Here is a 13,784-nt window from a genome sequence, read left to right as displayed (position 1 = left end):
CGCGGCCCCCTCCCCCGGTTGGGGGCGAGCGCACACCTACACCGGGCCCCGCCACTGCAGTTTTCGGGGACATTTCCGGGTATGGGCAGGGTCCGGTGATGGCCGGAACCGGTCGTTGGACGGTACGCACCATCACCGCGGCATCACCCCTGCCCCCTCGCGCGCGTGAGCGCGCTCTCCATGATCTCCCGCGCCGGATCCGGTGCCGGCCGCACCTGCCCGCGGTGCCCTGCCCGTACCTCTGCCGCGTGCTTTCGGCCGGTCCGCGTGACGGGCCGTCACCCCTCCAGTGTCGCCCACGAGCGGCGGTTGTCGTCCCCCGCGTGCGGGTCCGTCGCGCGCCTTTCACGTCGGCCTCGTGCCTTCACGTCGGCCTCGTGCCTTCACGTTTCCTCCGCGTGTGCCTCACCTCGTGGCGTTGAGCACGTCCGTGTCCGCGCCCATGTCTGCTGATCCGTATCGGCGTCCGTGTCCGTGCCCGTGCCCGTGTCCATGTCCATGTCCGCGTGAGCGGATGCCGGCCGCGCCGGAAGCCGGAATCCCGGAGTTGAGGGCCATCCGGACCTCCCGTCCCCACCTTGAGTGGAATAGACTCAAGTTTGTGTACGCTGGCCGAGTCAGCCAAGCCGAGTCAGCCCTGAAGGCCGCTGAACGGTGATCGCAAGGAGGAGAACGCGAACGTGGACGCAGAGCTGACCAACCGGAGCCGGGACGCGATCAACGCAGCCGGCAATCGGGCCCTGACCGGGGGACACCCCGACCTCACCCCGGCCCATCTGCTGCTTGCCCTGCTCGAAGGGCAGGACAACGAGAACATCACCGACCTGCTCGCCGCGGTCGACGCCGACCAGGCCGCCGTACGCTCCGGGGCCGAGCGGGCCCTCGCCGGGCTGCCGAGCGTCGCCGGGTCCACCGTCGCCCCGCCCCAGCCCAACCGTGAGCTGCTCGCCGTCATCGCGGACGCCCAGTCCCGCGCCCGCGACCTGGGCGACGAGTACCTTTCCACCGAGCACCTGCTCCTCGGCCTCGCCGCGAAGGGCGGCGCGGCCGGCGAGGTGCTGGCCGGCCAGGGCGCCACCGCGAAGAAGCTGCAGGCAGCCTTCCAGCAGACGAGAGGAGCCCGTCGGGTGACGACGGCCGACCCCGAGGGTCAGTACAAGGCCCTGGAGAAGTTCGGGACCGACTTCACCGAGGCCGCCCGCGAGGGCAAGCTCGACCCGGTGATCGGCCGGGACCAGGAGATCCGGCGGGTGGTGCAGGTGCTGTCCCGCCGCACCAAGAACAACCCCGTGCTCATCGGTGAGCCCGGCGTCGGCAAGACCGCCGTCGTCGAGGGACTCGCGCAGCGGATCGTCAAGGGCGATGTGCCCGAGTCGCTGAAGGACAAGCGGCTGGTCGCGCTCGACCTGGGGGCGATGGTCGCCGGGGCCAAGTACCGCGGCGAGTTCGAGGAGCGGCTGAAGACGGTCCTCGCCGAGATCAAGGACTCCGACGGGCAGATCATCACCTTCATCGACGAGCTGCACACGGTCGTCGGCGCCGGTGCCGGCGGCGACTCCGCCATGGACGCCGGCAACATGCTCAAGCCGATGCTCGCCCGCGGTGAGCTGCGCATGGTCGGCGCCACCACCCTCGACGAGTACCGCGAGCGGATCGAGAAGGACCCGGCGCTGGAGCGGCGCTTCCAGCAGGTGCTGGTCGCCGAGCCGTCGGTCGAGGACTCCATCGCCATCCTGCGCGGTCTCAAGGGCCGTTACGAGGCCCACCACAAGGTGCAGATCGCCGACAGTGCACTGGTGGCGGCCGCGACCCTCTCCGACCGCTACATCACCTCCCGCTTCCTGCCCGACAAGGCCATCGACCTCGTCGACGAGGCGGCTTCCCGGCTCCGCATGGAGATCGACTCCTCGCCCGTCGAGATCGACGAACTCCAGCGCGCCGTGGACCGGTTGAAGATGGAGGAGCTGGCGATCGGCAAGGAGACCGACGCCGCCTCCCGTGAGCGCCTGGAGAAGCTGCGCCGCGACCTCGCCGACAAGGAGGAGGAACTGCGCGGTCTCAACGCCCGGTGGGAGAAGGAGAAGCAGTCCCTGAACCGGGTCGGCGAGCTGAAGGAGAAGCTCGACGAACTGCGCGGCCAGGCCGAACGCGCCCAGCGTGAGGGCGACTTCGACACCGCCTCCAAGCTGCTCTACGGCGAGATCCCCGGGCTGGAACGCGACCTGGAGGCCGCCTCCGAGGCGGAGGAGGAGGTCGCCAAGGACACCATGGTCAAGGAGGAGGTCGGCTCCGACGACATCGCGGACGTCGTCGCCTCCTGGACCGGTATCCCCGCCGGCCGCCTGCTGGAGGGCGAGACGCAGAAGCTGCTGCGCATGGAGGACGAGCTGGGCGAGCGGCTCATCGGCCAGAGCGAGGCCGTACGGGCGGTCTCCGACGCCGTACGCCGCAGCCGCGCCGGGATCGCGGACCCCGACCGCCCCACCGGCTCCTTCCTCTTCCTCGGCCCCACCGGTGTCGGCAAGACCGAACTGGCCAAGGCGCTCGCCGACTTCCTCTTCGACGACGAGCGGGCGATGGTCCGCATCGACATGTCGGAGTACAGCGAGAAGCACAGCGTGGCCCGCCTGGTCGGTGCCCCGCCCGGCTACGTCGGCTACGAGGAGGGCGGCCAGCTCACCGAGTCCGTGCGCCGCCGCCCGTACAGCGTGGTGCTGCTCGACGAGGTGGAGAAGGCGCATCCCGAGGTCTTCGACATCCTGCTCCAGGTGCTCGACGACGGCCGGCTCACCGACGGCCAGGGCCGCACGGTCGACTTCCGCAACACCATCCTGGTCCTCACCTCCAACCTGGGCAGCCAGTTCCTGGTCGACCCGCTGACCACCGAGGAGGAGAAGAAGGAACAGGTCCTGGAAGTGGTCCGCGCCTCCTTCAAGCCGGAGTTCGTCAACCGCCTCGACGACCTGGTCGTCTTCTCCGCGCTGACCAAGCCAGAGCTGGAGCGCATCGCCGCGCTGCAGCTCGACCGGCTGGGCCGGCGCCTCGCCGAACGCCGGCTCACGCTGGACGTCACCCCCGAGGCGCTGGCCTGGCTGGCGGAGGAGGGCATGGATCCGGCCTACGGCGCCCGCCCGCTGCGCCGCCTGGTGCAGACCGCCATCGGCGACCGGCTCGCCAAGGAGATCCTGTCCGGCGAGATCAAGGACGGCGACACGGTCCGCGTGGACCGCGCCGACGAGGGTCTCCTGGTGGGCCCGGCCACGGGCAAGACGCTGTAATACCCCCTAGGGGTACGGTCTCCATGGTCGTCGAAATGTGATCATGGAGACCGGCGCGTGGGGAGACCCCTCGGCCAGGCAGGTTGCCCGGCACGTGCCAAGAGAGAGAGGGTGGGACGTACGTCTGGTCTCCCATCCACGGCCGGACGCCAGACGACCGCAGGAGTGTCCCAGCATGTCCATCGACCCGTCCTCGATTCCCAGCTTCGGGGGCCAGCAGCCGGAGCCGCAGCCCCAGGGCCCCGCAGGCCCCGTCGTCCCGGATCAGGACCTCGTGAAGCAGCTCCTCGACCAGATGGAGCTCAAGTACGTCGTCGACGACGAGGGAGACCTCGCGGCGCCGTGGGAGCAGTTCCGTACCTACTTCATGTTCCGCGGGGAGGGAGACCAGCAGATCTTCTCCGTGCGGACCTTCTACGACCGGCCGCACGGGATCGAGGAGAAGCAGTCGCTCCTCGAGTCGATCGACGACTGGAACCGCCGCACCCTGTGGCCCAAGGTCTACACCCACACCCATGACGACGGCACGGTCCGCCTGATCGGCGAGGCCCAGATGCTGATCGGCACGGGCGTCAGCCTGGAGCACTTCGTCTCGTCGACGGTCAGCTGGGTGCGGGCCGCGATCGAGTTCGACAAGTGGCTCGTCGAGCAGCTCGGCCTGGAGCAGGAAGTCAACGAGGCGGAGAAGCCCGAGGACGAGTAGCCGTTCGCCCCCGCAGGCGCGACGGAGCCCGGCCCGGAACCGACCCCCGGAGGTCGTCCCGCAGCCGGGCTCCACCGGTTTCCCCACAGGCCCGCCGCCCGGTCCCGCTCACGCGGGACGGCAGAGGGCGCGGTCGACGAGATCACGCAGCACGTTCTCCTGGCGGGCCGCCGTGTCCGGATCTCCCGGACGGCTGTGCGCGGAGACGGTGACGCTACGACGGCCGTCCGTCGTGGTGGCGGCCCGGACGAGATAACCGAAGCCGCTTCCCCCGTGACCGAGGTAACCGCCACCGCAGGACAAGGGTGTGAAGAACAGCCCCGGACCGCTCCGGGTGCCCACGGGACGGCCACTGTCCTCGGGCATGGGGACGGTGGCCCGCATGGTGGCGAGGGTGGCGGGTTCCAGCAGTCGTCCCCGGGCCAGGGCGGTGAAGAAGCGGTTGAGGTCACGGGCCGTGCCCGTCATTGACCCGTCGGCCCCTAGGTCGAAGGGACGGTAGGGAATCGTGGTGTCGACCATCGGGCCGTCCGGGGCGAACTGCTGGTAGTTGGCCGCGTGCGGCTGCGGCAGGAAGGACCGGGTGCCGGGGACGTCCGTGTGACGCATCCCGAGAGGGCGCAGGATGCGGTCGCGGACCTGCTGCTCCCAGGAGCGGCCGGTGACGCTCTCGATGACCATCCCGGCGACGACGTAGTTCGTGTTGGAGTACTCCCAGTCCGTTCCTGGAGGGAAGACCGGTTCGTGGCGCATGGCCATGGCGACCAGCTGGTCCGGCCGGTAGGCGTCCCACCGGTGGGCGTAGTACGTTTCCGCGCTGGAGTCGGGGAACACGTCGGCCGTGTAGTCGTACAGTCCGCTGGTGTGCTGCAGCAGATCGCGGAGTGTGATCGTACGACCGTCGTTGCCGGCGCCGGTCACCACCCCGGGCAGTAATCGCTCCACCGTCTGGTCGAGCGCCAGCCGCTCCTCGTCCACCAGTTGCAGCAACACGGTCGCGACGAACGTCTTGGTGACACTGCCCAGACGCAGATGGCCGTCCTCGGGAACCGGGCGACCACTGACCAGGTCACCCACACCGGAGCGGGCGGTGACGGCTCCCCGAGAGGTCTCCAGGCGGACCGAGACCCCCGTGACTCCGGCGTCGCGCAGCGCGTCGGCGCCGTGCTGCAAGGACTGGACCACGGGGGAAGGCCGCGGCATCGGGGGCGAGGCCGCCGCGGACGGGGAAACCGCCACGGCCGGCGCCAGAACAAGAACAGCGGCGGACAACGACAAGCGACGAAGAACCATGGACCGAGGCTAGGAACAACCCCCTTCCACCGGCTATCCGGACCGTCCCCCGACGCGTCGGGGGCCACCAGGATGGACACGCGCCCGGGGAGGAAGCAGACGCCGACATCCGCCCCACCCCCGTCGGGGTTCACGTGTGGACCCCGACGAAGGGGGATCGGCGCAGGGCGCGGGTGGCGTGCTGCCGGAGGGGCGCGTCGCCGATGGTGTCGGCGTCGTGCAAGCGGGCGCCGGATACTTGTTCGGCCTGGATCTCGAACGTCCCCGGTGACCGGAGCCCCAGGCCGCCGGCCACCGCTGACGAAGGACCTTCAAAGCGGCCGGGCCGACGCCGGGCAAGCACTGCCCGGTTCGTGGGCTCAGGATGCCAGGCCTCGTAGTCGGCCGGCGGCCTCGTGGAGAACGTCGTCCCTCTTGCAGAAGGCGAAGCGGACCTGGCTGCGACCGGCTTCCGGGTCGTCGTAGAAGACGGATACGGGAACGGCGACGACGCCGCAGCGTTCGGGGAGGGCGCGGCAGAAGGCGTAGGCGTCCTTCTCGCCGAAGGGGGCGATGTCGGTGGTGATGAAGTACGTGCCCTGGGGCCGGTAGACCTCGAAGCCGGCAGAACGCAGACCGTCACTGAGCTGGTCGCGCTTGCGCCGGTGGGCTGCGCGGAAGTCGTCGAAGTAGGCGTCCGGCAGCGCGAGGGCCTCGGCGACCGCGTACTGGAACGGGCCCGCGGAGACGTAGGTCAGGTACTGCTTCGCGGAGCGGACCGCCGCCACCAGCTCGGGCGTTCCCGTCACCCAGCCGACCTTCCAGCCGGTGAAGGAGAAGGTCTTGCCGGCGCTCGAGATGGTGACCGTGCGGTCGCGCATGCCCGGGAAGGCCGACAGGGGGACGTGTTCGGCGTCGTCGTAGACGAGGTGTTCGTACACCTCGTCCGTGACCACCAGCAGGTCGCGTTCCACCGCCAGCGCGGCGATCACCGACAGCTCCTCGCGGGTGAGGACGGTGCCGGTCGGGTTGTGCGGGGTGTTGATCAGCAGCAGGCGGGTGCGGTCGGTGACGGCGTCGCGCAGTTCGTCGAGGTCGAGGTGGAAGCGGCCCTCACGCGGGCGCAGGGTGACCGGCACGCGGGTGGCGCCCGCCAGCGCGATGCACGCCGCGTACGAGTCGTAGTACGGCTCCAGGGCGACCACCTCGTCGCCCGGCTCCAGCAGGGCGAGCAGCGATGCGGCGATCGCCTCGGTGGCGCCCGCGGTGACCAGGACCTCCGTGTCGGGGTCGAGGGAGAGGCCGTAGCGGCGCTGCTGGTGCGCGGCGATCGCGGTGCGCAGTTCGGGGACGCCGAGGCCGGGCGGGTACTGGTTGCCGCGGCCGTCCCGCAGTGCCTTCACCGCCGCCTCCCTGACCTCCTCCGGGCCGTCGGTGTCCGGGAAGCCCTGGCCCAGGTTGATGGAGCCGGTGCGCAGGGCCAGGGCGGACATCTCGGCGAAGATCGTGGTCCCGAACTCGGCGAGCCGGCGGTTCAGGAGGGGACGCGCGCTGGAGGTCATGCCGGTCATCCTGCGCCGAACCTCTGGAGTTGCTCAACTCCGGCTTGGGCCGTGCGGGCATCGGGCATCTCCCGTCCACACACGTGAGCGAGGCACCCACGGGGGGTCGCTTCGGGGGAATCACGGGGGACGAAAGGACGGTGACGTCATGGTCATCGGCATCATCCTGACCCTGGTCTTCGCATTGGTCGTCGTGTTCGCGGTGGCGGCGGGACGCCGTCGCCCTGCGAGCCGGCCGCGCCGCGGCGGCAGCGGCGGCAGTGACAGCGGCGGCAGCTGGTGGGCGGGCGGCGGGGCTGTCGCCGCCTCCTGCGGCTCGTCGCACGGTGACGGAGGCGGGGGAAGCTCCGGCGGGTCGTCCTGCGGGGGCGGCGGCGGATGCGGCGGCGGATGCGGCGGGGGTGGCAGCTGACCGAGCCGGGGAGGCCGGGGGCCGGGGCAGTCCGTCCCGGGAGACAGTGGGGTCCGCGCCTGGGCGGGCCCCACTGTCGTGCTGCGCGCCGGAGCGTATGCCAGGCATGCGCCGGGCCCGACACCTTGAACAGGTGATCTGAGGAGTCCCCGAGGGGATGGAAACCGCACGAAGTTGGGTAAAAACACTGTGGCGGCACCATAGTTCGTGATTCCCTCTTCCTTACCCACACAGCCCTCGGACTCCCTGCGGACCTCGTCCGGCCGGCCGACCGGGTCGGCGGGCCGAACCCTCCGGCACGACCGGGGTGCGACGGACGCCCGTACCTCCCTCTCCCACCCCTTCTCCCTGTGCGCCTGCGGAGCCGATCCATGCTCACGACCCTGACCACCGCCTACACCGACACGCGCGCGGCCGACCTCGCCTGGGCCCTGGGGCGCGAGCCGCTGCCCGCACTGACCACGCTCGACCTCGAACTGACGGGGGCCAAAGTCCAGTTGCGGCTCCTCGGCGCCTCCCACCAGGTGCTGCTGGAGGAGGAGCGAGGGGTCTGTTCGGAGACGGTGGCGTGCATTCCGGGCAGCAGGACGCCCCTTCCGCTGGGCGTCGCCACCCGGGTGGGCGACTGGGAGTACGAGTTCGCCGCCCGCGTGGAGATGCTCTCCCCGGGCGCCTTCGCGGGCCGCGCCCAGGAGCTGCTCGCCCTGGTCTCCGACCATCCGCACGGTCTCGCGGGCGTGTTCCCAGGGAGCCCGCACGCGTTCACCGCGATGCTCGCCCAGCGCCAGGAGAGCCAGGTCCACTGGCGGACCTGGCACGCCTATCCGCAGGACGGCCAGTTGGTGGCGACCCGGACCAGGGTGGGCGTACGGGTGAAGGCGGCCGTGTGAACGGTGTCGTGTGCGCCGAGCGCGCTGTCGCGCGATGTCCCTCGTGATCTTTTAAGCTCGTATCGAAATCGGTCAAGGGTGGACAAATATCACACGTGTGGATGACGTTCCGCGGCTGAGGTGTGACGTAACGTCGCAGGGTGATCGAACCGCAGGCCCCCGCTCCGCCCGGCTCCACGCAGCTCCCGGGCAGGCCACGCGGCAGTAGCAGCGGCAGTTGCGGTGGCAGCGGCGGAAGCGGTGGCGGGGGGAGCGGCGGAGGGGACGGCCCGGGCAGTTCTCCGCGGTTGCCCGTGCGGCCGGGTACCGGGCGGTTCCTGGTGCTCGCGGGTGTGTTCGTCTGCGCGGCCTGCGGACTCGTGTACGAACTCGAACTCGTCGCACTCGCCGCGTACCTGATGGGCGACTCGGTGACCCAGGCATCCGTCGTGCTGTCCGTCATGGTCTTCGCCATGGGCATCGGTTCGCTGGGTGCCAAGCGGCTGCGGCGGCACGCGGCGGCCGGTTTCGGCGCCGTCGAGGCCGTCCTCGCCCTCGTCGGCGGATGCAGTGCGATGGCTTTGTACGCCGTCTTCGCCTGGACCGGCGACTGGGGCGGCCCGTGGGCGCACGGGCCGCCTGTCCTGCTGGTCGTGTTCTCGCTGGCCGTCGGCCTGCTGATCGGGGCCGAGGTGCCGCTCCTGATGGAGCTGATCCAGCGGATCCGACGCCAGGACGCGGGCGGCGCGGTGGCCGACCTGTTCGCCGCGGACTACGTCGGCGCCCTCGTCGGCGGGCTCGCCTTCCCGTTCCTCCTCCTGCCGTTCCTCGGCCAGTTGACGGGGACCCTGATCACCGGCGCGGTCAACACGGTGGTCGGCGGCGCCCTGGTGCTCGGTCTGTTCCGGCAGGATCTCACCCGCCGCGCCCGCCGCCTGCTGATCATCGCCAACCTCTGCGTGCTGACCGTCCTCGCCTCGGCCACCGTCCTCGTCGACGACTTCGAGCGGGCCGCCCGCCACGCCATGTACGGCTCGGACGTCCGGGTGGCCCTGCGGACCGACGTACAGGAAGTGGTGCTCACCGGTGACCGGGACGGCCGGACTCTCGGCCTGTTCCTCGACGGCCGGCTCCGGGTCAGCGGCCGGGACGAGCTCCGCTACCACGAGGCCCTGGTGCACCCCGCGATGACCGGCCCGCACGCGCGCGTGCTCGTCCTCGGCGGTGGCGACGGGCTGGCCGTCCGCGAGGTGCTGCGTCATTCCGGCGCGCGGCGGGTCGACGTCGTCGAACTCGACGCGGGTGTGGTGCGGCTGGCCCGCCGCGACCCCGCCCTGTCCGCGCTGAACGACCACGCCCTCGACGACCCGCGCGTACGCGTCACCACCGAGGACGCCTTCGACTGGCTGCGCGGGGCGCCCCCGGCCGCGTACGACGTGGTGGTCTCCGACCTGCCGCACCCGGAGATCACCGCGAGCACCAAGCTGTACTCGCGGGAGTTCTACGGCCTGGCCCGGCGCGTTCTCGTCCAGGGCGGGCGGCTCGTGGTGCACGCCGGGCCGGTGGCGTCCCGGCCCGAGGCGTTCTGGACGGTGGAGTCCACGATCCGCTCGGCCGGCTTCCACACCGCCCCGTACGGTATGGGCGGCCGGCCGGCCGGTCTCGCCGCCGGACCCGGCCGCACCCCGGCGGACACCACCCGCGCCCTGCGCGACCGGGGCTTCGTCCTCGCCGCCCGCACGCCCCCCGAGCTGCGCCTGGACCCGTCCGGCCCCCGCCCGCGCACCCTCACCGACAGTTCCCTGGCCGTCGGCGCGCGGGCCGCCGAACGCACCCGCGTCCCCGGCCTCCCGCCGTCGACGCTGATCCATCCCCGGTACGCGCGGTGAGCCACGTCCGCTGAAGCAGGACCGCTGAGCCGAGAGTGCCGAGGCCGGTCCACGGGGCCGCGTCCGATGGTCCTTTCGCGCCGACGGGGATACAGTCCGGCGTTCGCGTGGGTAGGCTCCGCAGTCATGGAGCACGAGGTGTTCGTTCCGGTTCCGGTGGAGCGGCTCAGGGAGGCGCTGGACGATCCCGCACGGGTCGCCCGCGCGGTGCCGGGGCTCCAGCACGACGCCGGTGCCGAACCGGTCGCCGGCCGGCTGAAGGTCCGCATCGGCAGCCACTCCGTCACCTACCGGGGCGCCGTCCGGGTGTCCCGGCGGGACGACGGTTCCTACGCCGTGGAGGGCGACGGCGTCGAGGCGCGCGGTACCGGCGCCGTGAAACTGGCGCTGCGGCTGACCCTGCGGGACACGGAGGGCGGTGCCACGCTCACCGTCCACGGCACGGCGACGGCCGGCGGCCGGGTCGCGGAGCTGCCGCCGGACGCGGTGACCTCGGCGGTGGCCCGCCTCCTGAGCCGCTTCGCGGCGAATCTGGGGACGTCGACGGGGACCACGGCGGGGGAGGCACCCGTGGAGGGGACACCTGAGGAGGGGACACCCGTGGAGGGGACGCCGTCCTCGGAGGAACCTCCCGCCACGGAGTCGCCCTCGGTTCCCTCGGCTCCCTCCGTCTTCGACGCGGAGATTCCCCTTACGGCTCCCGAACCCGGGCTTCAGGACGACGTGGACGGGACAGCTGACGAAACAGCGGACGGGGCAGCGGACCCGGCGGACGGCGCGGACGGCGCGGACGGCGCGGACAGGGCCGACGCCGACGCCGAGGCGGACGAAGACGCGGACGAAGACGCCGACGCGGACGCCGTCGCCGACGCCGAGGCGGACGAAGACGCCGTCGCCGAGGCCGCGCACGCGCGCCGCACCATGATCGGTCGCAGCGCCGAAGAGGTGGACCACGCCCCGCCCCGGGGCCGCTACGCGCCGGTCCCCGCCCCCCAGACCGTCTCCGCCGTCACTCCCCTGCGCTGGGCCGCCCCGGCGGCGGCCCTGGCGGTGGCCTCGGCGATCGTCGCGGTGCGGGCCCTCCGCAGGCGCCGCTGAAACCCGGGGCCGAGGGGCGAGGCAGGCCCGACCGGCCCGACCGGCGGAGGCACTCTTGATCACCCCAGTAGGGTCGTCCTGTGAGTGACGAAGACATCACGCTGACCGCGGGCGACGCGGAGGTGACCGTACGGCCGGGGAACGGCGGGCGGGTCTCAGGGCTGAGGGTCGGGGGCGTCGAGCTGCTGCGGCAGGGCGACCGTTTCGGGTGCTTCCCGATGGTCCCCTGGTGCGGGCGGACCAGGGACGGCCGGTTCCGGGACGGGGCGACCGTCCACCAGCTGCCGTTGAACGCCCCGCCCAACGCCATCCACGGCACCGCCCGTGACGCCGTCTGGCGCACCGCCCGCAAGAGCGCCGACGAGGCCGTGCTCACGTACGACCTCGTGGAGCCGTGGCCGTTCCCCGGGCGGGTGACGCAGCAGTTCACGCTCGGCGAGGACGCGCTGACGCTGGCCATGGCGGTGGAGACGTACGAGTCGTCCTTCCCGGCGCAGATCGGCTGGCACCCCTGGTTCAACCGCACCCTCGGCGGCCCGGACGACGCCCAGGACGTACGCCTCGACTTCACCGCCGCCTGGCAGGAGGAGCGCGGCGACGACCACCTGCCCACCGGCAACCGGATCGGCCCCCGCCCCGGACCCTGGGACGACTGCTTCGGCATGCCCGACGGGGTCGACGTCACCCTCACCTGGCCGGGGCGGCTGGAACTGAGGGTGACCAGCCGGGAGGAGTGGGTGGTGGTCTACGACGAGCAGCGCGAGGCCGTCTGCGTGGAACCGCAGACCGGGCCGCCCAACGGGCTGAACACCCACCCGCGCCTGGTCACCCCGCTGGAGCCGCTGGAGGCCACGACCACCTGGACGTGGACCCGCCTCTAAGCTGGCTGTCATGAGTGACGTACGCGGCGCGCTGCTGCAGCAGATCAAGGACAAGGCCGTGGTGCACGGCAAGGTGACCCTCTCCTCGGGGCTCGAGGCCGACTACTACGTCGATCTGCGCCGCGTCACCCTCGACGGAGAGGCCGCCCCGCTCGTCGGCCAGGTGCTGCTGGACCTCACCGCCGAGCTGGACTTCGACGCGGTCGGCGGCCTCACCATGGGCGCGGACCCGGTGGCCGGTGCCATGCTGCACGCCGCCGCGGCGCGCGGTCGGCGGCTGGACGCGTTCGTGGTCCGCAAGGCGGCCAAGGCGCACGGCATGCAGCGGCGGGTGGAGGGCCCGGACATCAGGGGCCGCCGGGTCCTGGTCGTCGAGGACACCTCCACCACCGGCGGCTCCCCGCTCACCGCCGTCGAGGCCGTGCGCGAGGCCGGCGGCGAGGTCGTGGCCGTCGCGACCATCGTCGACCGGGCGACCGGCGCCGCCGAGAAGATCCGGGAGGGCGCCGGGGTGCCGTACCTGTTCGCCTTCGGCAAGGACGAGCTCGGCCTGGACTGACCGGCCGGCACCACGGGACCGGCCCCCTGCATCACCTCGCATAACGACTCGGCCGGAGCCGTCGACGGGCGGGGCGAGTCTGGGAAGATGGGCCCGACAACGACGTCGCATCCAAGGTTCCAGGTCAGGGCCGACAGTACGCAGTACGCCAACCCGCACGCGCATGCATAAGGAGCGGACAGATGCCCATCGCAACTCCCGAGGTCTACAACGAGATGCTGGACCGGGCGAAGGCAGGAAAGTTCGCCTACCCGGCCATCAACGTCACCTCGTCCCAGACCCTGCACGCGGCTCTGCGCGGCTTCGCCGAGGCGGAGAGCGACGGCATCGTGCAGATCTCCACGGGCGGCGCCGAGTTCCTGGGCGGTCAGCACAAGAAGGAGATGGTGACCGGATCGGTCGCCCTGGCCGAGTTCGCGCACATCGTCGCCGAGAAGTACGACGTCAACATCGCCCTGCACACGGACCACTGCCCGAAGGACAAGCTCGACGGCTACGTCCGTCCGCTGCTCGCGATCTCGGAGGAGCGCGTCAAGGGCGGCCGCAACCCGCTGTTCCAGTCCCACATGTGGGACGGCTCCGCGGAGACCCTTGCCGACAACCTGAGCATCGCGCAGGAACTCCTGGAGCGCGCCCGCGCCGCGAAGATCATCCTCGAGGTCGAGATCACCCCGACCGGCGGTGAGGAGGACGGCGTCTCGCACGAGATCAACGACTCCCTCTACACCACGGTCGACGACGCGATCCGCACGGCGGAGGCGCTCGGTCTCGGTGAGAAGGGCCGCTACCTGCTGGCCGCGTCGTTCGGCAACGTGCACGGCGTGTACAAGCCGGGCAACGTCGTCCTGCGCCCGGACCTGCTCAAGGAGCTGAACGAGGGCACCGCCGCCAAGTACGGCAAGCCGGCCGGCTCGCAGCCGTTCGACTTCGTCTTCCACGGCGGCTCGGGCTCCTCGCCGGAGGAGATCCTCACCGCGCTGGAGAACGGCGTCGTGAAGATGAACATCGACACGGACACGCAGTACGCCTTCACGCGTCCGGTCGTCGACCACATGTTCAGGAACTACGACGGTGTCCTGAAGGTCGACGGCGAGGTCGGCTCGAAGAAGACGTACGACCCGCGCACCTGGGGCAAGCTGGCCGAGGCGTCGATGTCCGCCCGCGTCCTGGAGGCCTGCCAGAACCTGCGTTCCACGGGCACCAGGATCAAGTAACCGCTCGTACGCGTGGTCGAGCCCGGCGCCTGTGGTGCCGGGCTCGG

The 13,784-nt window shown here is 71.5% G+C and carries 12 protein-coding genes; 9 read left to right on the top strand and 3 right to left on the bottom strand.

Features of this window, described 5'->3' with window-relative positions:
• Positions 1-680: 680 nt before the first annotated feature.
• Positions 681-3,278 carry an ATP-dependent chaperone ClpB gene (gene clpB / locus ACFWVE_RS16385; RefSeq protein ID WP_384013977.1) on the top strand — a complete coding sequence of 866 codons (2,598 nt, stop codon included), beginning with the start codon at positions 681-683 and terminating at the stop codon, positions 3,276-3,278.
• Between the two features lie 175 nt (positions 3,279-3,453).
• A complete protein-coding gene (locus tag ACFWVE_RS16380) occupies positions 3,454-3,981 on the top strand; it encodes a YbjN domain-containing protein (protein ID WP_384013975.1) in 528 nt (175 codons plus the stop codon).
• Positions 3,982-4,089: 108 nt separating this feature from the next.
• On the opposite strand, the gene ACFWVE_RS16375 is transcribed toward ACFWVE_RS16380, so the two are convergent.
• The 3 genes from ACFWVE_RS16375 to ACFWVE_RS16365 form a co-directional block, all read right to left on the bottom strand.
• Positions 4,090-5,166 (bottom strand): serine hydrolase domain-containing protein, encoded by a 1,077-nt coding sequence (locus ACFWVE_RS16375; RefSeq protein WP_384013972.1) that lies wholly within the window; start codon positions 5,164-5,166, stop codon positions 4,090-4,092.
• Positions 5,167-5,404: 238 nt separating this feature from the next.
• Complete coding sequence (locus ACFWVE_RS16370; RefSeq protein WP_384013969.1) at positions 5,405-5,569, bottom strand: hypothetical protein; 165 nt, start codon at positions 5,567-5,569, stop codon at positions 5,405-5,407.
• Positions 5,570-5,633: 64 nt separating this feature from the next.
• Positions 5,634-6,824, bottom strand: a complete 1,191-nt coding sequence (locus ACFWVE_RS16365) for a pyridoxal phosphate-dependent aminotransferase (protein ID WP_384013966.1) — start codon at positions 6,822-6,824, stop codon at positions 5,634-5,636.
• A 139-nt stretch (positions 6,825-6,963) separates the two neighbouring features.
• Here ACFWVE_RS16365 and ACFWVE_RS16360 point away from each other — a divergent pair, with 139 nt between their 5' ends.
• From ACFWVE_RS16360 to fbaA, 7 genes are all read left to right on the top strand, one after another.
• On the top strand, positions 6,964-7,227 hold the full coding sequence (locus tag ACFWVE_RS16360; RefSeq protein WP_384013963.1) for a hypothetical protein: 264 nt from the start codon (positions 6,964-6,966) through the stop codon (positions 7,225-7,227).
• A gap of 371 nt (positions 7,228-7,598) precedes the next feature.
• Positions 7,599-8,117, top strand: coding sequence for a DUF2617 family protein (locus tag ACFWVE_RS16355; RefSeq protein WP_384013961.1), 519 nt, complete (start codon positions 7,599-7,601; stop codon positions 8,115-8,117).
• 140 nt (positions 8,118-8,257) lie between these two features.
• The gene (locus ACFWVE_RS16350; RefSeq protein WP_384013958.1) at positions 8,258-9,985 is read left to right on the top strand and encodes a polyamine aminopropyltransferase; all 1,728 of its coding nucleotides are present in this window, start codon (positions 8,258-8,260) and stop codon (positions 9,983-9,985) included.
• Between the two features lie 126 nt (positions 9,986-10,111).
• Positions 10,112-11,083 (top strand): SRPBCC domain-containing protein, encoded by a 972-nt coding sequence (locus tag ACFWVE_RS16345; protein WP_384013956.1) that lies wholly within the window; start codon positions 10,112-10,114, stop codon positions 11,081-11,083.
• A gap of 80 nt (positions 11,084-11,163) precedes the next feature.
• Positions 11,164-11,964, top strand: coding sequence for an aldose 1-epimerase (locus ACFWVE_RS16340; RefSeq protein WP_384013953.1), 801 nt, complete (start codon positions 11,164-11,166; stop codon positions 11,962-11,964).
• A 10-nt stretch (positions 11,965-11,974) separates the two neighbouring features.
• Complete coding sequence (pyrE, locus tag ACFWVE_RS16335) at positions 11,975-12,523, top strand: orotate phosphoribosyltransferase (RefSeq protein ID WP_384013950.1); 549 nt, start codon at positions 11,975-11,977, stop codon at positions 12,521-12,523.
• A gap of 182 nt (positions 12,524-12,705) precedes the next feature.
• Positions 12,706-13,737 (top strand): class II fructose-bisphosphate aldolase, encoded by a 1,032-nt coding sequence (gene fbaA / locus ACFWVE_RS16330; protein WP_384013947.1) that lies wholly within the window; start codon positions 12,706-12,708, stop codon positions 13,735-13,737.
• Positions 13,738-13,784 lie beyond the last annotated feature (47 nt).

The sequence above is a fragment of the Streptomyces sp. NPDC058632 genome, from assembly GCF_042717095.1.
Taxonomy (GTDB): Bacteria; Actinomycetota; Actinomycetes; order Streptomycetales; family Streptomycetaceae; genus Streptomyces.
The sequence above is the reverse complement of the archived record's forward strand: the minus strand, read 5'-3'. Positions and strand labels throughout refer to the sequence as shown.

What these genes read in the sequence shown, in the direction of transcription:
- ACFWVE_RS16380 (WP_384013975.1), top strand. Translation starts at nt 3,454, where the DNA reads ATGTCCATCGACCCGTCCTCGATTCCCAGCTTCGGGGGCCAGCAGCCG.
- ACFWVE_RS16365 (WP_384013966.1), bottom strand. Translation starts at nt 6,824, where the DNA reads ATGACCGGCATGACCTCCAGCGCGCGTCCCCTCCTGAACCGCCGGCTC.
- ACFWVE_RS16360 (WP_384013963.1), top strand. Translation starts at nt 6,964, where the DNA reads ATGGTCATCGGCATCATCCTGACCCTGGTCTTCGCATTGGTCGTCGTG.
- ACFWVE_RS16355 (WP_384013961.1), top strand. Translation starts at nt 7,599, where the DNA reads ATGCTCACGACCCTGACCACCGCCTACACCGACACGCGCGCGGCCGAC.
- ACFWVE_RS16345 (WP_384013956.1), top strand. Translation starts at nt 10,112, where the DNA reads ATGGAGCACGAGGTGTTCGTTCCGGTTCCGGTGGAGCGGCTCAGGGAG.
- pyrE (WP_384013950.1), top strand. Translation starts at nt 11,975, where the DNA reads ATGAGTGACGTACGCGGCGCGCTGCTGCAGCAGATCAAGGACAAGGCC.
- fbaA (WP_384013947.1), top strand. Translation starts at nt 12,706, where the DNA reads ATGCCCATCGCAACTCCCGAGGTCTACAACGAGATGCTGGACCGGGCG.